Annotated in this window: 21 protein-coding genes; 9 read left to right on the top strand and 12 right to left on the bottom strand. The window is 46.6% G+C overall.

The window, feature by feature from the left end; translation table 11 throughout:
- Nucleotides 1–7: 7 nt before the first annotated feature.
- Together nosP and OW491_RS05175 are read left to right on the top strand one after the other, a co-directional pair.
- A complete protein-coding gene (gene nosP / locus OW491_RS05180; RefSeq protein WP_075173170.1) occupies nucleotides 8–1,153 on the top strand; it encodes a nitric oxide-sensing protein NosP in 1,146 nt (381 codons plus the stop codon).
- The gene (locus OW491_RS05175; RefSeq protein WP_290034965.1) at nucleotides 1,146–3,734 is read left to right on the top strand and encodes a PAS domain-containing hybrid sensor histidine kinase/response regulator; all 2,589 of its coding nucleotides are present in this window, start codon (nucleotides 1,146–1,148) and stop codon (nucleotides 3,732–3,734) included. Before nosP ends, OW491_RS05175 begins: the two co-directional genes overlap by 8 nt.
- A gap of 30 nt (nucleotides 3,735–3,764) precedes the next feature.
- On the opposite strand, the gene OW491_RS05170 is transcribed toward OW491_RS05175, so the two are convergent.
- Entirely contained in the window at nucleotides 3,765–4,433 is a 669-nt protein-coding gene (locus OW491_RS05170) for a response regulator transcription factor (RefSeq protein ID WP_075173168.1), read from the bottom strand.
- Nucleotides 4,434–4,495: 62 nt separating this feature from the next.
- Complete coding sequence (locus OW491_RS05165) at nucleotides 4,496–5,077, bottom strand: rhodanese-like domain-containing protein (protein WP_290034964.1); 582 nt, start codon at nucleotides 5,075–5,077, stop codon at nucleotides 4,496–4,498.
- Between the two features lie 232 nt (nucleotides 5,078–5,309).
- On the opposite strand from OW491_RS05165, the gene OW491_RS05160 reads away from it, so the two are divergent.
- Genes OW491_RS05160 through OW491_RS05150 form a run of 3 tightly spaced genes read left to right on the top strand, consistent with a single transcriptional unit; the run spans nucleotide 5,310 to nucleotide 6,586 of the window.
- A complete protein-coding gene (locus OW491_RS05160) occupies nucleotides 5,310–5,624 on the top strand; it encodes a hypothetical protein (protein ID WP_277251723.1) in 315 nt (104 codons plus the stop codon).
- Between the two features lie 37 nt (nucleotides 5,625–5,661).
- The gene (locus OW491_RS05155) at nucleotides 5,662–6,369 is read left to right on the top strand and encodes a YafY family protein (protein ID WP_075173166.1); all 708 of its coding nucleotides are present in this window, start codon (nucleotides 5,662–5,664) and stop codon (nucleotides 6,367–6,369) included.
- 43 nt (nucleotides 6,370–6,412) lie between these two features.
- On the top strand, nucleotides 6,413–6,586 hold the full coding sequence (locus OW491_RS05150; protein ID WP_083610028.1) for an oxidoreductase-like domain-containing protein: 174 nt from the start codon (nucleotides 6,413–6,415) through the stop codon (nucleotides 6,584–6,586).
- Here OW491_RS05150 and OW491_RS05145 read toward each other — a convergent pair.
- The 4 genes from OW491_RS05145 to OW491_RS05130 are packed head-to-tail and all read right to left on the bottom strand — an operon-like array spanning nucleotide 6,583 to nucleotide 10,398.
- Nucleotides 6,583–7,410 carry an ABC transporter permease gene (locus OW491_RS05145; RefSeq protein WP_277251724.1) on the bottom strand — a complete coding sequence of 276 codons (828 nt, stop codon included), beginning with the start codon at nucleotides 7,408–7,410 and terminating at the stop codon, nucleotides 6,583–6,585. The genes OW491_RS05150 and OW491_RS05145 overlap by 4 nt on opposite strands.
- A complete protein-coding gene (locus tag OW491_RS05140) occupies nucleotides 7,407–8,150 on the bottom strand; it encodes an ABC transporter ATP-binding protein (RefSeq protein WP_075179381.1) in 744 nt (247 codons plus the stop codon). The genes OW491_RS05145 and OW491_RS05140 overlap by 4 nt, the downstream gene beginning before the upstream one ends.
- Nucleotides 8,147–9,136 (bottom strand): YVTN family beta-propeller repeat protein, encoded by a 990-nt coding sequence (locus OW491_RS05135; protein WP_290034962.1) that lies wholly within the window; start codon nucleotides 9,134–9,136, stop codon nucleotides 8,147–8,149. Before OW491_RS05135 ends, OW491_RS05140 begins: the two co-directional genes overlap by 4 nt.
- Nucleotides 9,137–9,174: 38 nt before the next feature.
- Nucleotides 9,175–10,398 carry an ABC transporter substrate-binding protein gene (locus tag OW491_RS05130; RefSeq protein WP_290034960.1) on the bottom strand — a complete coding sequence of 408 codons (1,224 nt, stop codon included), beginning with the start codon at nucleotides 10,396–10,398 and terminating at the stop codon, nucleotides 9,175–9,177.
- A gap of 181 nt (nucleotides 10,399–10,579) precedes the next feature.
- Between OW491_RS05130 and OW491_RS05125 the strand changes: the two genes are divergently transcribed.
- Genes OW491_RS05125 through OW491_RS05115 form a run of 3 tightly spaced genes read left to right on the top strand, consistent with a single transcriptional unit; the run spans nucleotide 10,580 to nucleotide 12,997 of the window.
- Nucleotides 10,580–11,017: a copper-binding protein gene (locus tag OW491_RS05125; protein ID WP_246813341.1), complete on the top strand. Its 438-nt coding sequence runs from the start codon at nucleotides 10,580–10,582 to the stop codon at nucleotides 11,015–11,017.
- 40 nt (nucleotides 11,018–11,057) lie between these two features.
- Nucleotides 11,058–12,365 (top strand): histidine kinase, encoded by a 1,308-nt coding sequence (locus OW491_RS05120; protein ID WP_290034959.1) that lies wholly within the window; start codon nucleotides 11,058–11,060, stop codon nucleotides 12,363–12,365.
- Nucleotides 12,362–12,997: a response regulator transcription factor gene (locus tag OW491_RS05115; RefSeq protein WP_075173160.1), complete on the top strand. Its 636-nt coding sequence runs from the start codon at nucleotides 12,362–12,364 to the stop codon at nucleotides 12,995–12,997. Before OW491_RS05120 ends, OW491_RS05115 begins: the two co-directional genes overlap by 4 nt.
- Before the next feature lie 13 nt (nucleotides 12,998–13,010).
- On the opposite strand, the gene OW491_RS05110 is transcribed toward OW491_RS05115, so the two are convergent.
- The 6 genes from OW491_RS05110 to OW491_RS05085 all read right to left on the bottom strand — a co-directional run bounded on the left by OW491_RS05110 (nucleotide 13,011) and on the right by OW491_RS05085 (nucleotide 18,213).
- Nucleotides 13,011–13,316: a hypothetical protein gene (locus OW491_RS05110; RefSeq protein WP_075173159.1), complete on the bottom strand. Its 306-nt coding sequence runs from the start codon at nucleotides 13,314–13,316 to the stop codon at nucleotides 13,011–13,013.
- Between the two features lie 83 nt (nucleotides 13,317–13,399).
- Nucleotides 13,400–13,831 carry an MmcQ/YjbR family DNA-binding protein gene (locus OW491_RS05105; RefSeq protein ID WP_290034958.1) on the bottom strand — a complete coding sequence of 144 codons (432 nt, stop codon included), beginning with the start codon at nucleotides 13,829–13,831 and terminating at the stop codon, nucleotides 13,400–13,402.
- On the bottom strand, nucleotides 13,785–15,230 hold the full coding sequence (locus OW491_RS05100; RefSeq protein ID WP_290034957.1) for an amidase: 1,446 nt from the start codon (nucleotides 15,228–15,230) through the stop codon (nucleotides 13,785–13,787). The genes OW491_RS05105 and OW491_RS05100 overlap by 47 nt, the downstream gene beginning before the upstream one ends.
- Before the next feature lie 11 nt (nucleotides 15,231–15,241).
- Entirely contained in the window at nucleotides 15,242–16,546 is a 1,305-nt protein-coding gene (locus OW491_RS05095; RefSeq protein WP_075173156.1) for a TRAP transporter large permease, read from the bottom strand.
- On the bottom strand, nucleotides 16,546–17,139 hold the full coding sequence (locus OW491_RS05090; protein ID WP_075173155.1) for a TRAP transporter small permease: 594 nt from the start codon (nucleotides 17,137–17,139) through the stop codon (nucleotides 16,546–16,548). The genes OW491_RS05095 and OW491_RS05090 overlap by 1 nt, the downstream gene beginning before the upstream one ends.
- Nucleotides 17,140–17,163: 24 nt before the next feature.
- Nucleotides 17,164–18,213: a TRAP transporter substrate-binding protein gene (locus OW491_RS05085; RefSeq protein ID WP_215151221.1), complete on the bottom strand. Its 1,050-nt coding sequence runs from the start codon at nucleotides 18,211–18,213 to the stop codon at nucleotides 17,164–17,166.
- Between the two features lie 297 nt (nucleotides 18,214–18,510).
- Here OW491_RS05085 and OW491_RS05080 point away from each other — a divergent pair, with 297 nt between their 5' ends.
- Nucleotides 18,511–19,191 (top strand): GntR family transcriptional regulator, encoded by a 681-nt coding sequence (locus tag OW491_RS05080; RefSeq protein WP_215151222.1) that lies wholly within the window; start codon nucleotides 18,511–18,513, stop codon nucleotides 19,189–19,191.
- Nucleotides 19,192–19,297 lie beyond the last annotated feature (106 nt).

Here is a 19,297-nt window from a genome sequence, read left to right as displayed (position 1 = left end):
AAGTCTTATGCCAACTTCAGCTATAACTGCTTATTCAAATAGCAGCCATATAGTCACTGCTGTCAACGAGTTAAAAGAGCAGCTGTGTAGCCCTAAGCTAGGCTTTGTGCTGTTTTTCTGCTCAGCCGAGTATGACCTCGATAAATTGGCTACAGCACTTAACTATGCCTTTTATGACGTCAATATCGCCGGTTGTACGACAGCAGGGGAAATCACTGCTCAGGGGTATGCGCAAGGCGCAATCAGTGCCATCGGTTTTTACCGCGAGCACTTTTCTGTAGAAGTCGGTTTGGTTGAGGCGATGGAACAATTTTCATTGCCCCAAGCGCAAAACGTAGTTGATAAGCTAATTCGTAAAAGCCGCGAGCGTCAAGTGGCGCCTATTGTAGGCAATAGCTTTGTCCTTACCTTGCTTGATGGCCTATCAGTCCAAGAAGAACATGTCTTAGTGAGCTTAAATGCGGCGTTGGGTAACATTCCTAATTTTGGTGGCTCCGCAGGGGACGATATTCATCTTACCAATACCCATGTGTTCGCCAATGGGTCTTTCCATACAGGGGCTGCTGTTGTCCTGCTTTTTAATACGGACTGCGAATTTCAAGTCTTCACAACCCATCATTTAAAGAGCCTGTCTGAAAAGCTGGTGGTGACAGCGGCCGATCGAGATAGTCGCCGAGTCTATGAGTTAAATGCGGAGCCGGCGGCTCAAGAGTATGCGCGGATGATAGGCATCGCGGTTGAAGAGCTTAATCCTGAGGTTTTTGCCCTAAACCCTGTAGCGGTCAAAATAGGAGAAGAGTTCTATGTACGCTCGATACAAAAAGTAAACGATGACCTCAGTCTTACGTTTTACTGCGCGGTTGAGAACGGAATTGTTTTAACGCGAATGGAGCGGGGAGATATGTTGGCTGACCTGACGCAACAGCTTAGCCGCATAGAAGAAAAAATAGGAGAGCCACAGCTAACGATTGGCTGTGATTGCTTTTTAAGGCGCTTAGAAGCCCAGCACATCCCTGGGCGCTACCAAGAAACGTCGGCTCTGCTAAAAAAACATCGAGTGATTGGTTTTAATACATACGGTGAGCATCTGGAGGGTATGCATATCAACCAAACATTCACAGGTGTGGTAATCGGACAAGTAACTGATGACTGATAATGTAACGCCAGAAATGGATCTGCGTTTGCAAATCGCGGTGCTTGAAAAAGAAAACGCCAAGCTACGTAAAATAAACGGCGCTTTGATTGAGCGTGTTGAATCAAGTAATGCGCAAGGGGCCAACCCTTACGCTGCCTTTGAGCATTCAGTTGTACTTGCTGAGCAGGTTCGTGAGCGTACAGAAGCCTTGAATGAAGCGTTATTTGAACTGAAGACCAGCCATCGGGCTTTAAAACGGGCTAATCGTGAAGCTGACCTTGCGAATCAGCATCTGATCGATGCAATAGAAAGCATATCTGATGCCTTTGTATTGTTTGATTCTGAGCGCCGGATTGTCCTTTTTAACAGTAAATTCCAAACAGTTTGGGAAGGAACCGGCGTTTCCATAACCACAGGGACAAGCATCCAAGATATACGACGCCTAGCGAATGAAAGTGGGCTTATTGTAGAAGTAGATGCTGACACTGGTAGTGGAAGTAAGGTTTTTCGTTTGATGTCTGGCCAGTGGGTTCAGATGAGTGAGCGCGAAACATCCGATGGCGGATTGGTTATTTTATACACTGACATCAGTAACTTGAAAGCGGCTGAAACAGAGCGAAGGGAGGAGGCTCTCGCTGAAAAAACGCGGTTATTACAGAATACGGTTGATAATTTGTCACAAGGCATCGCCTTGATTAATACCAGTGATCAACTTGAAATTTGGAATGATCGTTTTTTAACGCTGACCGGCATTTCACGCTCAGTCGCGGCCTCTTTACCTCCGTTTCGTGCACTGAATTTGAAACACTTTCATATGCCAAAAGACCGCAATGGTGGTTCCAGTAGTGCCGGTGTAATGGAATACGGTGGGCGTATTATTGAAGTTAAAACTCATGCCCTGCCAGACGGCGGTTATGTGAATACCTACACAGACATCACCGAACGCCATCAATATGCTGAAACGCTCAAGGAAAGTGAGCGTTGGATTCGTTTGATTACGGACCATGTACCGGCGTTAATTGCGTATGTTGGTGATGATTTGCAGTATCGTTTTACCAACAAGGTTTACGAGGACTGGTATGGCTGGGAGCAGGGCAGTTTATTAGGGATGACGATAGCGGACGTGCATGGTCAAGCTCACTTTAATGAGTTGGTTCCATACTTGCAGCGCGCGCTCTCGGGCGAAAACGTTACCTTTGATATTGCTGAAAAGAACGGTGCGGGTGATCTTCGATTCTTGTTAAAGTCCTATGTGCCCAATATGGATGCTAACGGTAAGCCCATTGGTATTTTTGTCATGATCCGTGACATCACTGAGCGTCGTAAAGTGGCTATGGAGCTTGAGTCGGCTTACCAGAACTTGGAGCTGCGTGTCCGCGAACGAACGTCAGAATTAACCGAGGTTAATGAGCAATTGCGCTCAGAAATTGAGGAGCGCTCGCAAGTAGAAGCTAGGCTGCGCGAAGCGAAAAAAGATGCCGAACAAGCCAATTTATCAAAAACCAAATTTTTAGCCGCTGTTAGCCATGATTTATTACAACCCTTAAATGCGGCTCGCTTATTTACAGGCGCGCTATTTGATAAGCCATTGCCAGACGAGACTGAGCCACTAGTCAGTGCCGTATCGAATGCACTCAGTGATGTAGAGTCGCTGCTTGGAACCTTGGTTGATATATCGAAATTAGATGCCGGTGTTGTTAAATCGGACCCTACGACTTTTCGCATCAGTGACTTAATTGAAAATATCGCGAATGAATATCAACAATTTGCTCAAAAAGAAGGCCTGCGACTTAGCTATGTATCTTCTTCAGCGGTCGTACGAACAGATTCCCAGTTGTTAGCGCGGATACTGCGTAACTTTTTATCGAACGCTATCCGTTACACTGAAACAGGGCGCATTATTTTAGGGTGCCGTCGTCGGGCCAGCAGTATAGTCATTGAGGTTTGGGATACGGGGCTTGGAATACCCGAAGAAAAGCTGCAAGAAATTTTCCAAGAGTTTCGTCGCTTACGGCCACAGGACCCATCCCGAGACAAGGGCTTAGGTTTGGGGCTTGCTATTGTGGATAAAATATCCCGAGTCTTGGAGCACCCTATCCGAGTGCGCTCGACAGAAGGTAAAGGATCGGTGTTCTCTGTTGAGGTGCCGTTAGGAGAATTGGCGCTCTTTAGTGAAATACAAGGGCCCCGGATGCAAGAAGCCCCCAATGGCTTAAATGGTGCCGATATTTGGGTTATCGATAATGAGCGAGCCATATGCCAAGGCATGCATACCTTGTTATCGGGTTGGGGGTGCAATGTAGTTACGGCTTTATCCCTAGAGGATTTATTGAGCAAGGTAGATCCGCGTCACGACCCTGTGGATATGTTGATAGCCGATTACCATTTAGACGATGATCAGAACGGCGTGGATGCCGCTCGTGGCGTTGCTAAATTAATGGATACGCCGCTTAACGTTCTTATGATTACCGCAAACTACAGTAAAGAGTTGAAGCAGGACATCCGAGAGTTAGGATACTTTTTGATGAATAAGCCTGTTAAACCGCTAAAGCTTAAAACAACGCTTTTACACTTGCTTAAAGACAGAAACGCCCAGTAATACTGGGCGTTAACATCAAGCAAACAGGGACTAGCGTTTTAGGTATTCGCTAAAATCAATGTTGCCTGCAGACAGTACCGCTTGGATGCGGTTGTGAACATTAAGCTTGCGCAGGATGGCAGAAACATGAGCTTTGACTGTCGTTTCCGCAATATTGAGATGATAAGCAATTTGCTTATTAGACTCGCCTTTAGACATTCGCTCTAGTACCAATAACTGACGCCGTGTTAATGATGACAGCATTTCGGGAGGAATTTGGTTCTCGTCTTTCCTGTGCACACGACGCGTATCGGGTGCATTGGTGCGAATGATGTCAGAGGGCAGGTAAACATTGCCTGCTAAAATCTGCTTTAAGGCTTCGGTCATTTGTTCGCGAGGAGATGACTTAGTAATGAAGCCTACTGCTCCGTAGGTGATAGCTTGTAGAACAATTTGCTTATCTTCTTCTGCTGAGACTATAACCACGGGAATGGTGGGTGACTCGTTGCGCAATGTAATGAGTCCGTTTAGTCCGTTCATACCCGGCATGTTGAGATCTAGCAAAATTAAGTCTAGGTCATCTTGCTCTTGTGTGAGCTCTAGAGCCGCTTCAAGTGTTTCTGTTTCCAAAAGCTCGCAATCAGGAAAGCTGGTATGGATAACATTGATGATCGCCTCGCGAAATAAAGGGTGATCATCTGCAATTAGAATCTTATACACGCGTTTCTCCTGTTTATACTTATTATCGTTCAGGTAATGCTGACTGCGGTATGCAGTTCATACTATTCCTGGCCTAGCAATGTTGGGGTAACACTGACCAATGTTTTATCTGCTTCTTCCCAGCCATCAATACCATCACGGTACCAATAGAGCTGAGTATAACCCCAATTTGCTGCGCGTTTAGCAGCGTTCCACGACATCCAGCAATCGGCACGGCAAAAAAGCACAACGGGATTGTTTTTATCTCCCTCAGTTAGCCGTGTTAGATGCTTACGATAATAATCAGTAGTGTCGTTATCCAGCACGCCTTTTCCTACATTGGGTAACCATACGCTGTCTGGCAGACTCAGGTGTGGTGCTGAATAGATAAATATTCCATTGGTAATATCAGCCGGGCGAACATCTATTAACGGTAAGTCAGGTTGTTTGGCGAGCATCCTGAGTAACGTTTGCGTCTCTATTACAGTCGCTTGCTCATGAGTGGGAGGTGTAGGACTGCGAAATCGCTTAATCCGGTATCCCGCGTTTGAGAATAACGATGCCTCCGTCAGCTCAACACCTGGCCATTGTGTTGCTGCTGGCTCGGGCGCTGCAAAAACGGTGCTAGACATAAGTAGGCAAAGCCAAATGGCGTTATTTTTCATATTGTTCACCCTTTTGACACAGCTTATTACACCGTGACACTGCACAGGTATGAATCCTTCCATAGGTTCAAAAAACCAATACTAAAGTACTGTTTTTGGGAAAAGTGCCTGCTTTAAGTGACGGTTGATAAGTTTTGACTGCTTTATTAGACAGCAAAGTCTACTGACATTAACTGTCAGTTTATCTGGTTAAGCTGCAGGCTCATTGAATATACACGAAAGGAGAGTTCAAATGACGACCGTCGTAGAAATCGTTAAGTTTACAACACACGCAGATGTTTCTGATGAGCAGGTGCTAGCCAGTTGTGAAAAAGTGGATGCTTTTTTAGCCGCGCAGCCTGGTTTTTTATACCGCTCTTTAGCGAAGGATAATGGGCGAGCATGGGTTGATATTGCCTATTGGGAAAACATGTCGTTGGCTCAGAAAGCCTCATCCGACTTTATGGACAGCGAAGCCGGTAAAGAAATGATAGCGTTGATTGATATGGATACATGCGATATGAAACATCTTGAAACGCGCAATATTTTGGTCGGCTATGATGGCTAGCCTAACGAAAAAACGCGAATAATGGATAGGGGGTCACGTGAATAAAGCGGAGCGCTTGCTGCAAATAGTTAATCTGCTACGCAGTCGTCGAACAGCGATGACGGCAGCTCAACTGTCGGATCGTTTAGGTGTTTCGCAGCGGACTATCTATCGCGATGTGCAAGCCCTCACACTGAGCGGTATTTCAGTTGAAGGCGAAGCTGGAGTGGGCTATCAGATCCGCGCAGGCGGTTCTATACCGCCTTTGATGTTTACTCCTGATGAGCTTGAAGCACTAATGCTTGGCGCGCGCATGGTGAAAGCGTGGGGTGGTAGTGAGCTGGGTTCCAGTGTTGATAGTGCGCTGACAAAAATACATGCGGTATTGCCAGATGAGGTTCATCAAACACAAAACTTAAATAGCCCATGGCTTATTGTGCCCGACTTTTATCAACAAGAAAGCGCGCCTTTCAGCGATGACTTACGTAAGCTGATTAAGGCCTCTTGCAAAGCTAAGCTGAGTTATCAGCGAGCCGATGGACATTATTCTGAACGGGTTATTTGGCCGTTAGGTTTAGTCTATTGGGGGCGAACATGGACACTTGTCGCGTGGTGTGAGTTGCGCCAGAGCTATCGTAGTTTTCGGTTAGATAGAATGCATCATCTTGAGCCGCTAGCGCAGCGGTTTGTTTCAACTGGCTCAATTAACTTACAAGGTTTTCTTGCGCAAGTCTGTTCGCCAGAAGATCAATTGGACTCTCTGTAAATCCAGATTACACTGACACTTATTCAAGTGTTAGGTGATGTATATGAACCAAAAACCTACGCCTCCTGGCGAGTATGACTGTTGTGAGAGTGCCTGTGAACCCTGTGTTTGGGATGTGTATTATGAGGAACTGCGTGCTTGGAATGAGGCCGAAAAGCAGCGTAAGTTAGCGGAGGCCGCTAAGGATGAGGAGCCTTCTGACTCACCGTTGCGTTAGCCTCGTCCACCGCCACTTTGAGGCCTAAAGCCCGTAACCGCGAGTACTGAGAATACCGCAGTGATAGCAAGCGTAGCTGCGAGAGCTTCTACGCTTAGTTTCATATAAAGCGCGTTTCTGACAAGTTCGACGGCGTGAGTGAATGGGTTGAAGGCGCAGATCCAATAAAGCCATTCGCTGGATTCGCGCATTTTCCATAATGGGTAAAGCGCTGACGATAAAAAGAACATAGGGAAAATGACAAAGTTCATGACACCAGCAAAGTTCTCTAGCTGTTTGATACGTGATGAAATAAATAACCCGATCGCGCCTAGCATAACGGCAACCAGCAATAAGGCCGGTAGAACAGTCAGGTAACCCATGAGGGGCGGCTCGACATCTACTAGCAGGGCAATCATTAAAAATGCATACACTTGCAATAATGAGACAAGCGCTATGGATAGCAGTTTACTAAGCAGTAAGAACCAGCGAGGTAGGGGGCTCATTAGCAGTACGCGCATGCTGCCCATTTCGCGATCATAGACCATTGAAAGCGAGCTTTGCATGCCATTAAACAGCAATATCATGCAACACAGCCCAGGGGCGATATACACCTCATAGGTGATGTAGGTCTCGTAGGGTTCGATTATAGCGATGCCCAAGGCCGCTCTAAATCCGGCTGCGAAGACCACCAACCATAACAAAGGGCGAATCAGTGCGCTCAAAAAACGAGTACGCTGCTGAATAAAGCGTAAGTATTCCCGCGTGAGTACACCACAGAAACAGTGCCAATAGGCCGAAGGCGGCAGCGTTTTAAGCGGTGTATTATTCGCAGGCGACGTCATAGAGGCGTGGTTCCTTTTTGAGTGAGTTTTTTGAAGGCCGCCGCTAAGCTAGTTTCCCCGCTAAGATCGCATAAATCTTGCCCGTTACCGCTAGAAATGAGTTTCCCTTGATGCAAAAGCAAGACGCGGTCGTCGGTCTGCACTTCCTCAATCAAGTGAGTGGCCCATAAAACGGTTAGCTTGCCATCGTTGCATAGCGATCGAACATGCTGGTTTAGCGCAAAGCGAGCTTCGGGGTCGAGTCCGGTCGTGGGTTCATCCAGCAATAAAACATCAGGCGTATGGAGTAAGGCTCGGGCTATTTCAACGCGACGGCGGTGGCCGCCATTGAGTGCTCGTACTTTATCATTGGCGCGGTCTGTTAGTGACATTCTGGCCAATTCTCGCTCAATAGGCGCTTTAGCGGCTTTACGCGAAAAGCCATGCAATGATGCGTGGTAAAACAGGTTTTGTGACACCGTTAAATCGAGGTCGAGAGTGCTTTGTTGAAACACCACCCCAATACGTTGCATGACGGCTGTTGGGGCTTTGTTTAAATCGTCACCTTGTATCGTTATAACACCCTGGTTGAGTGAGAAAAGGCGGGTAAGCAGGGAAAATAGTGTGCTTTTCCCCGCGCCGTTAGGCCCTAAAAGTGCGCAAAAACGTGAGTCTGGCAGTTCAAAGCTCACATTATCCAGGGCCGCTTTGCTTCCCGCGGCCCCATACCTAAAGCTAACTTGCTCGACGGATACACTCATTTGCTTTTTATCGCTACACCCCAAGGGTATCGCCCAACCTTAATCGTTTTTATGGCTTTCAGTTTGTCTACATCAACAACGGTCACATCCCCGCTGATACCGTTTGTGGTTAGCAGCAATGATTGGTCAGCATTAAATTCCATATGCCATACGCGACGTCCAACTAAGATATATTCTAGCACTTCAAATGTTTTAGCATCGACTACAGCCACATGGTTAGAAGGGCCTAAAGCGACAAATGCGTAGCGGCCGTCGTCGCTTAAGCGTATACCCACCGGTTGGATTTTGTCTGGATGTACGCCTTTAATTTCAAACGTAATTTTGTGTGTTATTTGGCGGGTGTCTACATCAATAACGGATACGGTAGCGCCGATTTCAGAGCTTACCCATAATGTTTTACTGTCTAAACTAAACTCAGCGTGGCGAGGGCGCTGGTCAACTAAGGTGTTATCAAATAACTCCATATCACCCGTATGAATCCAGTGGACCATGTTGGTTGTTTCGCTGGTGTTTACCGCAATTTTACCGTCGGGGCTAACTGCCATTCCTTCTGGTTCAACACCCACATCTATTTGGGCTAATACTTCGTTTGTTTCGGTATCTACAACCGTTGCGAGGGCATCATCCTCGTTTGCGATGTAGAGGTGGCGATCATTAGGGTGTAAGGCGAATTGTTCTGGATCTTCGCCTGACGGGAGTTCTTTAATAATGCTGTGAGTGGCTAGATCCATTACTTGGACGGTATCGGAATCGGAGGCGCAAATGTAGAGCTTAGTTTGGTCCTTAGACAAGATGATACCGCGAGGGCGCTCTCCTACCTCTATGGTATCAGTGACCTCGAAGGTATCTAAATCTATAACCGAAATAGTATCGTCTTTTTCATTTGATACATACGCCGTTTCAGCCCACGTTTCAGAGCTACCCAGTAACAGCGCAATGACCAGGGAAGATCGGATAAATTGAGGTGCAGAGAATAAACGAGTCATAGTGGTGTCCTTAAATCGTGAGTACCAAAGATTATCCATTAACGGAAATCAGCGAGTAGGTTGCACTGGCTTTCTGGTTTATCAAACCCTAGGGTGTCCAGCTCTGAAAGTGGGTGTAGAAAACCTTCTTGTGGTGATTGGGAAACAAGAGAGCGAGGATGGACTAAAGGAATGGGCTGCCTTAATTGGCCATTCCAAGCACGGAAGTCCAGCTTACGTCCCTTAAAGCCGGCAAGCTCAAAGGCATCTGATGCTATGTATTGCTTAAGGGTGTGGATGTCTTCGCTGTTTGTGCGGGTAGCGGCTTCAGCTATGGTCCTGACTGCTGCCCATGCGGCGTAGTCTTTTTCAGTCATCCAGCGGCCCGAGAGTTTCTCGAATCGGCTCTGTAGTTGGGCGGCTCCCCACTGTTCAACCACGCGGTGCCAAGTAACAGGTGTTAGACCTTGCGTCCCTACAACAGGGCGGGGATACCATGTGTTATAGAGTACGTATTCGCCAAAATCACCGCGCTCATCGGCTACGACGACGACATCGTACTCTTTGGTTTGCGTGAACAGTGGCATTTCTCGTTGGGCGGTGCGCCGTAAATCGGTGTCAAAATCCCACGCTTTTTCTGCCACAATTTTTAAGCCGTACCGTTTAGCTGTGCGTTTAATCGCTTGCGTGTAGGCCTTGTCATCATCGGTTGGCCCGGTGATTAGCAGTAAGTCCGATAGCTGGCGGGCTTTTAACCATTGCCCAAGAGCGTCAGCAAGCATAGCGCGGCTGGGAATCGTATGGAGTGTATTTTTTAAGCAGACCGTTTGGCGCAAATTGTCATCTTTAGCGGCGGCGTTGAATATCAACACATCATCTGGGAGCTGCTGACTCAGTGTGCGAAGGGTGTCGGCGGGAGCGTTTACCACAAATGAGTGGATGCCAGACGTGTATAGCTGCTGAGCGTGCTCAAGAAGAGAACTGCTATCGTCGCTTGTGTAAGCGCTTAGCTCAAAATGCTGTTTTAAAAACTTGCCTGTTGTGTTGCTGTCATTGATGGCTAGTTCTGTGCCTCGTAAGCCTGCATCTTCAGGTTCCGGCAATATGTTGGACAGCACAGGGCCGGTATCCACGGTCTGGGCTAGGTAAGCAATGCGCGTTGTGATTTCGGCGTTTGCGTTACTGCTTGTTATACCGAGTGTGGCTGCACATGTTATTAATGCCAGAACTATCGCTAAACGTTGGCTTTTTTTGGCGCTGCTTGTGTTTGGGTGGCTCATCATGGAGGTATTACTCGTATGCATCTATTGTAATTTTTATGTGATGACTCCAGCTTAGGTGTGAATGGTTATCAGTTAAATATGTAGAAAGTAGAAAAGGATTAGTACTGAAGTAGCATTTTTAAAATTACGGGTGAGCATAGCATGGAGTCCTAACAATAAATCCAATAAGTAAGGAGCCCATATGTCACTTAAAAAAAACCTAGGTTTGGCGATGATTGCTAGTGTACTAACATCGACTGCTATCACGGCTGTAGCAGAAGGTGACTTAACGATTCGTCCTAAAAAGTTGCCTGATTTGGTATTGGGGACTGAAGATAATCGTTATAGCTTGTCCGAAAAGCGCTATGAAATGGTGACGGGTCAATCCTATAAGTTAAAGATTATCTCGAGCGGTCAAACAGAATACGCTCTCGTTGCCCCAGAATTTTTTCCGACTATCTACCTGCGAAAAGTAGAGGCGGGTGATATGGAGATTAAGGCAATGGCCTTAACGGAGCTTGAGTTTGAGCAAGAAGGTGAAGCGGAAATTTATTTTGTACCTGTAAAGCCGGGTGAGTATGAGTTTTACGCCGAAGGTCTCGAAGAAAAAGGTATGTTGGGCGTGTTTAGTGTTAAATAACAACGCCTCCAATCTTGGCTAGTGTGTTGGTGATGCGGACATGACGGCCGTATGGCGACTCAACTTACTGGTTTCAATAATTTTTATTAGCGTGTTGTTGGTTAGCCTTGCACTGCAAATTCAGCAAGCTAGTAAAGATATCCAGCGTGAGGTGGCTGCTAGTGTCAGCTTTACGCTGCGGATGTTACCTGTGGTTGAACATGACGAGTATCTGTTAGAGCCTTTTCTGAACGGAGAAACTCGTCATGTTCGTCTCACTGTAAATCAGGCATGGTCGCCAACGCACTTGTCTCAATCGGTTAAACATGTCGAAGAAGGCCATGTGCCCTCTTGGTTTTTACGCTTTATACCTGCCGTGGCTGAGCTTCAGGAGCAGTTTCAGCTACGTTTTTTGCCGGATGGTCGTGAATTACGAATTGAGGCGAACCCATTAGACGAGGCAGAAGAGGTATGGGAAACCACACAGCAAATAGTGTTGTTTTTTATGCTGGCAATCTTGCTTTCTAATGTGGCTATTTGGTGGGGGGTAACTCAGGGGTTAAAGCCCATAGCGCACTTCTTACAAGGGTTAAAGGCGATAGAACAAGGACGGTTAGACGCTCGCCTGGAAACTTATCACCTGCCTGAACTTAATCAAGTTGGAGCACATTTTAACAAAATGGCTGAGGCCCTAGAAAGTACTCAGCAAAGCAACAGCTTCCTCACGCGGGAGTTAATGACGCTTCAAGAAAAGGAGCGTGCGACGCTCGCACGTGAATTGCATGATGATCTTGGCCAGTATGCAACAGGCATCAAAGCGCAGGCATATTTAATCAGTCAGACAGAGCAAAATGTTGATCTTGTTAAAGCCACAGCTAATCAAATAATGGCCAATTGCAGTGCAATGCATGAGAGCTTTAGGCGCCTAGTGCAGGATTTGCATCCGGTGATTTTAGACCAGCTCGCCTTGCCTGATGCCGTGAACACCTTGGCTGAAACTTGGCAGCAGCAACATGGTATTCATTGTTATGTGAGTATCCCTAACGAGTTTCCGGTGCTGTCTGATGAGCAAAATAGTCATTTATTTCGCTTCATGCAGGAGGCGCTAAATAACGTTGCGCGCCATGCTGATGCCACGCAAGTTGATATCAGGCTATGTATAGCGGGTGATGAGATCACAGTGTGGGTGGGGGACAATGGCAAAGGGTTGCCGCCTATCTTAAAAAAAGGGTTAGGTCTGCGTTCGATGAAGGAAAGAGCGGCGGCTTTGGGAGGTTTTTTTGAGTATGCCAACCGGCCTTCGCAAGGTGTGTGGTTGGCGGTTACTGTGCCTTTATTAGAAGCGCATCCCGTAGGAGCGAGTAAATGAATATACTGATTGCCGATGATCATGCTGTTGTGCGTCAAGGGACGGTGGCATTGCTGTCGGCCATGGTAAAACCCACTCAAGTGTGGGAGGCGGGTAATGGCGAGCAAGCATGTAAGCTATGCTCTGAGCACCAGCCAGAGCTTGTTATAATGGATATTAACTTGCCGGGTATCAGCGGTATTGAGGCCGTTAGACGTATTTTACAGCGCTCGCCTCAAACGCGTATTTTAATGTTTAGTATGTATAGTGAAACCGCGCTGGTTAAGCAGGCTTTGGATGTGGGGGCGCTAGGGTATGTCACTAAAAATAGCCCACCTGACTTGTTGATAGAGGCGGTTAAGCGTGTAGGGCAAGGGCATATGTATGTAGAGCATGAGCTAGCGATGAAGTTGATGACCTTTCGTTCAGAGCAGGCAGCTCATCCGTTTCAAGATATGACCCAGCGAGAGTTTGAAGTGTTTTTGATGCTGGCGAGGGGCCTTAAGGTAAGTACGATTGCAGAAAGGTTGTGCATAAGTAATAAAACCGTTTCTAACTACACGGCTAATTTAAAAAGTAAGTTGGGTATTGGCTCAACGGCAGAGCTGGTGCATTTAGCAATCGAGTCGGGTGTTGTTAAAGTAGGCGGGTGAGTTTACCTCGGGCTCAAATAGGTGCCCCAAATAAACCCAATGTAATGACTAACGTTATAATGCGGCTGATTAACACCATCAAAATAGCGTCAGGCCAAATGTTAACGTCAGAAAATTGCTTGATAATAAAAAAGAGAACAGCAAACGACAGAATCCAGCCAACCCCGGGAATTAGACTCACTGCCGTTGTGGCGGCTGACGCGATAACCGCCTGTTGAAAAGTAAATTCTGCTTTTACTATTTTTGCAGCAATCCACAAAGCGGTACTGTTGAGTAAAAGTCCTAGCACCATGAAAAGCGCGATTAATGTGATATCCATATCATCCTCGGGGAGGTACAGCGCGTTCTCGTATTTAGTCCGTTAAAGAGACGCTGCGAATCTTACTATTGATTACTGTAACATTACTTTGGCTCGAGCAAGTTGTAAATAACGGCGCTACCGTATCTGGCCTCTAAACTCTGCCTTATGCTCTTTTTTAGTCCTTTCACGACTAAAGAATAAGAAAGGTCGATCATGCGTTGAATCTCCCCTTGAGGCAGCGAGCCATCGAGAACTACGGTGTTCCAGTGCATCTTGTTCATGTGATAACCCGGCTTGACGGCATCAAACACATCACGAAGCATAATGGCCTCTTGAGGATCGCACTTAAGATTTATCTGGTACTCACCTTCGCGAAACGACAGTAAAGCGAACATCTTGTCCTGAACTTTAAAGACAGCTGTCTTGTTATCAAATGGGTAGGTTTCTAAGGCTTCTGGTTTGCCAAGTAAGTAGCATTTTATAGGCTCATAAATTACTCGCTGTTGATGCGTTGGGCTGTTGAGTGTTTTCATTGTTTTGCGCTGTCCATAAACCTGAAAGTCGTTCTTGCCAGTTTATGTGTTTTTCAAGTGTGCGGCCAATGGCTAATAGTGATAGCTCGCTTCCCATTGAGCCAATGAGTTGCATCCCAATAGCTTGCCCATTATTGGCTGGTTGTGTTGGCACGTTGAGAGCAGGGCAGCCGCAAGCATTGACCCAGCCCGTAAAGATGGCGTGGCCTCGGGGGCCGACGGCCTCATTATCTATTGTAGTGGGAAAGCGCTCTTCGGCTTTCCAAGCAAGCGCCGCAATAGAGGGCATTAAAATGGCATCATATTGCTCAAAAAGTTGGTCAATTTGATTGCGTAGTTGCGCAATTTCATTGAGGCCGTTCCACAGGGTTGTAGAACTAAGAAATGCACCGCTTGTCGCCATTTCTTGATAGGGAAGAGACGCTTGTGAAACCCACACGGGATTCTTTTGGGCTAAAAAGGCCATGCCTTGTTGTCCTATTTGGCTCCACACCGCGTTGAGCGCTGTAAGGTCAATAGGTAAGGCGCCGTACTCAATGATAAGCCCTTGTTCTTCTAGAGTGTTAGCAGCCTGTTCAACTTGCATACATATATTTTTATCCACAGGCGCATTATCCATAGCGGTGACGCACAAAATGGATTTCACCGGAATAAGAGATGGGCGAGGAGTGGCAAGTGATAAGCGATCGCGAGCATCTGGCCCAGACAATATCTTTAATGCCAGCTCGGCATCATCTATTGTTCGAGTAATGGGGCCGACAACTTCCATGTCTAATAGTAATGATGGAAATCCGTTGCCGCGAGCAATAGTACCTATAGACGGCTTAAGCCCTACTAGGCCGCAATGAGCGGCAGGACGCCGGATTGACCCTCCGCCATCGGTGCATAATGCGATCGGACCTATCCCTGCCGCAATGGATGCCGCCGCGCCGCCGCTTGAGCCGCCGGGGGTTGTGGATAAGTCCCATGGGTTGCGTGTAACGCCGTAAATGGGGTTGCCGGTATAACCTTCCAATGTGAATTCTGGCACATTTGTTTTAGCAAACAAAATGGCTCCGGCTTGTCGTAACCGTGCTACTGGCAGCTCGTCATGATCTGGGATGTAGTGTTTCAGCGCAGGTGTTCCCCAAGTAGAAGTACTGCCTTTTAAGAGTAAATTATCTTTAACGCTAATGGGAACTCCATCAATCTCACTTAAGGGCTTTGCGTCAATGTAGCGTTGTGTTGACGCTTGGGCAGCGGCTTCTGCATCAGGGGCTAGTGTGACGATAGCGTTGATCAGAGGGTTGATAGCTGTCAGTCGCTGTTTGACGGATAAAAGTGCATCAACCGGCGTCCAGCGCTGTTCCTTGAAGCCTGCAACGAGCGCGGTTGCTGATAATTGCCATAATGGTTGCATCGCGTTTTTCCTTATGCAGGCTTCATGAGGTTGGGTAGCCAAGTCACTATTTGAGGAATAGCAATGAGCGCTAGCGTAAAGACAAGCATGAGTGCAACAAACGGAACCGCGCCTTTCATAACATCGGAGATGCTACCGTTGTCAGGACGAATGCCTTGTACAACAAACAAATTCATACCAACGGGTGGTGTTATTAAACCGAGTTCGCACATCATGACGACAAAAATACCAAACCAGACAGGGTCAATACCTAGAGCTTGCGACATAGGGTAGGTGATAGGGATAGTTGCAACTTGCATTGAAAGCACATCCATAAACATCCCTAAAATGAGATAGAAAACGACGAGTGCTAATAGGAAGCCAACAGTGGACAAGCCCAGAGAGGTAACCCAAGCGGACATTGCTTCAGCGACCCCGGTTAAGCTAATGGTGAGGTTAAGAATAAAAGCGGCAGTAATAATTAATAAAATCATCCCAGAAACGCGCGCTGTTTGGATAAAGCACGCTTGTAAAATTGACCAAGTGCATCGTTTCTTTAATGCTGTAAAGAATAAGGCAGCGACCACACCTAAGGCTGCTGATTCAGTAGCTGTCGCTAATCCAGAATAAATGCTGCCCATCACAATCAGAAAAATAACGAGTGGCGGAATAAGATCGACTGAGCTTTTCCAACGCTCAGCCCAGCTGGCTTTGGTTTCGTGCTTTACGTCGGTTTTATCAAAAATGCTACTCGCGGCAATGAACGCCATAAACAGTAGAGTCAACAGGATGCCAGGGACGACACCGCCGACAAACAGTTGACCTATCGATGTGTTAGTTAATGAGCCATATATAATTAGGTTAACGCTAGGTGGGATTAGTATACCGAGCGCGCCACCGGCGGCTAAGGAACCTAGCGATTTGCTCATTTTATAGTTACGCTCATTGAGAGACGGTAAAGCGACTGTGCCGACTGTGGCAGCAGTGGCTACTGAAGAGCCTGATGTAGCAGCAAACAGTGCGCAGGTGCCTATATTGGAATGCAATAACCCACCGGGAAGTCGGCCTAACCAGACAGAGAGTGACTTGTACATACCGTCGGCTATACCGGCTCTTAGCAGCAGCTCGCCTAATAAAACAAAGAGTGGGATAGAAGTGAGGAGTGAGTTGTTTTGCACACCCCAAATAACGGGTGAGATGGAGTTCATAAAAGGAGCGCCATACACAGCAACTCCGCCAATAATGCCAACCGCGGCCATGGCCACAGCAATTGGAAGGCCCACTATCATCATGATAAGCATGGCAGCAAAAGCGGTGATTACGTATTCAACGGCCATTAGTTATGCTCCTGCGGTGTAGTGTTGGGTGTCGCTGTGCGTACTTTTAGGCTATCAAGTTCTTCTTCAAGCTCTTGTTTGATGCTTTTAGGTTGGTACATCTCGTTGAGTTCGCTCGTGCGTCCTTTTAAGAGTAACCAGCAAGCTTTTAACGCTAGGTATATTGCCGCGATCATGAATATAGCTTGTCCGGCATACCATAGGCTTTGAGGGTAAATAAGCGGGGTTGCCCACGGTGTTTGTGACACCGCATGGTAGTCGAGAGTGTCGGCAATAACGCTCCATGCTAAATAACCCATTAAGGCTGCAAAGCTTGCCAAAAGAATGGCCGATAATGTGTTAAGCACAGCTTTTGCTATGGCTGGAAGGCGCTCGTGAATAATGTCTATACGAATATGACTGCGGCCAAATAAAGCCAGCGTAAAGCTGAGTGTGGAGCCGATGGCGAGTGCATAGCCGCCCAGTTCGTAGGAGCCATCAAGCGATATGCCAAATAGCTTTCTTAATAATACTTCAACAGTAATAAATAAGGATAAACCAAGAAACATGACCCCGAAGGTCGTAGCTAGTAAAGTCTCGATACGGTTTTGCATAAAAAATCCTCCGGGGCCTTAGGGTTACTCTAATCCAATAATTGGACCAACCGATGCTTTCCAGTTGGCAGAGCAATCATCGCTAGATGCATCACAAATAGCCGCCCAGCCAGGTAACGAAATATTTACAAGAGCATCGTTAACTAACTCAAAGTCTGATGCGGTAGGTTCAACATTCACTAGGTTGAATTTGTTACCCGTTGAGCATTCTCCACCTGAATTACAGCTGATGGCGTCATCGTAAAGTGATTCAGAGTAAGCCCAGATATCCGTGCTTAGCTTGTCGAAAGCGGCTTGCATCTTAGCTTGCTGCGCTTCGCTTAGAGAGTTCCATGCTTTAAGAGAAACGGCATAACCGTTTAACGCAATGCCCATGCCTAGAGGGAGTTGATGCGTAGCCACTTCTGGCCAGCCTGCGGAGTTAGCGGAAGCCGGTCCTGTTATAGCGCAGTCGATCACGCCCATTGAAAGAGACTGATGAACATCGGGAAAGCTAATAGGTACGGGAGTTGCTCCCATGGATTCTACAAACTTAGCCAGGCTCTGGTCGTATACACGGACTTTGAGCCCTTTAATATCAGAGAAGCTTTTAATAGGCGCGTTACAGAATAAAATTTGAGGGCCAAAAGGCCAGACGGTTAATAGCTTAGTGTTAAAGCGCTTCTGAAGCTGTTTATCTAACACGGGTACATAGGCATCTGCTACTTTACGTGCAGTGGCGTAGTCAGGGTTTAACCCTACGAGATCAAGGCCAAGTAAAGCGGGCTCATCACGGGAGTTGGGAGAAACGCGCAAAGAAACAACATCAAAAAGGCCAGCTTTGAGCATGCGTAATTGCTCAGTATCTTTAATGCCCGTAGTGTCAACCGGTTTGAAGTCAACATCAATGGGTAGACCTGTGCGTTGCGCAAAGTTCTCGAAAAACGGCTTTTCTTGGTTTTGTAAAATAGGACCTGTTGCTAATGGTTGTCCTAATGCTTTCCATTGCATATTGTCGGCGAGGGCTGAAGTGGTCGCGCTAAGAGCAATGCTAGCCGCTAGGATACTTGAGGCCATTGTTTTAAGTGATTTCATAATTCTCTTCCATTTTATTGAAAACAATATTGCGAACAATAATTTTACCTATGCGTAAAATGTGCCAATAATTTAAAAGCTTTTTAATTCGGTGGTTTGCGTAGCTATTGGTGTATGTGAAGAGTATTTGTGCGATCAATATTGCGTACAATCGCACGAAGTTAATGCGCTCTATCTATTTTTTGCACAGTGTTAGGGCGCAATATTGTAGATACCGCGTTGTAGGTTCCTGTGTATAATCGCAGTAACTTCCAGGAGTTAATTTTCAATTGTATTCAATAGGGAAGACAGGGGCAGATGTCTGAAGTCGATAAACCTGATGTAGATAAAATAGCTGAATTGATTACCAACGCTGTGATGGAACACCGCTTAGCGCCGGGTAGTAAATTATCTGAATCCCGAATGGCGGATGCGTTTAAGGTCAGCAGAACTAAAATTCGGCAAGCGCTGATGGTACTCGCTGAGAATGGTTTAGTTCAATTGTTCCCTAATCGCGGGGCTTTTATTACAAGCCCTACAGTGCCTGAGGCTCTTGAAGTTTTTTCGGCGCGTCGCTTGCTTGAACCAGAGGTGGTTCGGGGAGTGATTGTTCATGCAAAAAAAGCGGATTTTAAGTTACTGCACAAACACTTAGAACAAGAAAGCGAAGCCCGAAAGTCCAATAGCCGCCGTGCCATAATCAGGCTGTCTGGTGATTTTCATCTCTTGCTTGCTAGCATGTGTGGCAACCGGTATATCGAGAAAATGATGAGTGAGTTGTGTCCGTTGACTTGTCTCATTATTGCTTTATATGACATTCCTCAAGCACCGGCTTGTCCTGAAAACGACCATGCCAATATTGTTAAGGCTATTGAACAAGGAGAGGAATCATTGGCTGTGGAGCTAATGTTGCACCATTTAGCTCATATCGAAAGCGCGTTGCATTTAGATGGCGCTAACGACGCTAATGAAGTTGATTGGGAGAAAATACTCGGTTAATTCGTCTTCTTAGAACCGTATAAATATCGTCTTTCTTTATTTTTATCTGCCTTATATTCCTCTTATTGGGTTTGCCCTTCTAACGATGGCATATCATTTGCTTTGC

It is taken from the genome of Neptunomonas sp. CHC150 (assembly GCF_030397555.1).
Classification (GTDB): Bacteria; Pseudomonadota; Gammaproteobacteria; order Pseudomonadales; family Balneatricaceae; genus Neptunomonas; species Neptunomonas phycophila.
The sequence above is the reverse complement of the archived record's forward strand: the minus strand, read 5'-3'. Positions and strand labels throughout refer to the sequence as shown.

Bases quoted from the DNA above. Each gene is read 5' to 3' on its own strand.
- nosP (WP_075173170.1), top strand. From the start codon at position 8: ATGCCAACTTCAGCTATAACTGCTTATTCAAATAGCAGCCATATAGTC.
- OW491_RS05175 (WP_290034965.1), top strand. From the start codon at position 1,146: ATGACTGATAATGTAACGCCAGAAATGGATCTGCGTTTGCAAATCGCG.
- OW491_RS05165 (WP_290034964.1), bottom strand. From the start codon at position 5,077: ATGAAAAATAACGCCATTTGGCTTTGCCTACTTATGTCTAGCACCGTT.
- OW491_RS05160 (WP_277251723.1), top strand. From the start codon at position 5,310: ATGACGACCGTCGTAGAAATCGTTAAGTTTACAACACACGCAGATGTT.
- OW491_RS05150 (WP_083610028.1), top strand. From the start codon at position 6,413: ATGAACCAAAAACCTACGCCTCCTGGCGAGTATGACTGTTGTGAGAGT.
- OW491_RS05145 (WP_277251724.1), bottom strand. From the start codon at position 7,410: ATGACGTCGCCTGCGAATAATACACCGCTTAAAACGCTGCCGCCTTCG.
- OW491_RS05140 (WP_075179381.1), bottom strand. From the start codon at position 8,150: ATGAGTGTATCCGTCGAGCAAGTTAGCTTTAGGTATGGGGCCGCGGGA.
- OW491_RS05135 (WP_290034962.1), bottom strand. From the start codon at position 9,136: ATGACTCGTTTATTCTCTGCACCTCAATTTATCCGATCTTCCCTGGTC.
- OW491_RS05130 (WP_290034960.1), bottom strand. From the start codon at position 10,398: ATGATGAGCCACCCAAACACAAGCAGCGCCAAAAAAAGCCAACGTTTA.
- OW491_RS05125 (WP_246813341.1), top strand. From the start codon at position 10,580: ATGTCACTTAAAAAAAACCTAGGTTTGGCGATGATTGCTAGTGTACTA.
- OW491_RS05120 (WP_290034959.1), top strand. From the start codon at position 11,058: ATGACGGCCGTATGGCGACTCAACTTACTGGTTTCAATAATTTTTATT.
- OW491_RS05115 (WP_075173160.1), top strand. From the start codon at position 12,362: ATGAATATACTGATTGCCGATGATCATGCTGTTGTGCGTCAAGGGACG.
- OW491_RS05110 (WP_075173159.1), bottom strand. From the start codon at position 13,316: ATGGATATCACATTAATCGCGCTTTTCATGGTGCTAGGACTTTTACTC.
- OW491_RS05105 (WP_290034958.1), bottom strand. From the start codon at position 13,831: ATGAAAACACTCAACAGCCCAACGCATCAACAGCGAGTAATTTATGAG.
- OW491_RS05100 (WP_290034957.1), bottom strand. From the start codon at position 15,230: ATGCAACCATTATGGCAATTATCAGCAACCGCGCTCGTTGCAGGCTTC.
- OW491_RS05095 (WP_075173156.1), bottom strand. From the start codon at position 16,546: ATGGCCGTTGAATACGTAATCACCGCTTTTGCTGCCATGCTTATCATG.
- OW491_RS05090 (WP_075173155.1), bottom strand. From the start codon at position 17,139: ATGCAAAACCGTATCGAGACTTTACTAGCTACGACCTTCGGGGTCATG.
- OW491_RS05085 (WP_215151221.1), bottom strand. From the start codon at position 18,213: ATGAAATCACTTAAAACAATGGCCTCAAGTATCCTAGCGGCTAGCATT.
- OW491_RS05080 (WP_215151222.1), top strand. From the start codon at position 18,511: ATGTCTGAAGTCGATAAACCTGATGTAGATAAAATAGCTGAATTGATT.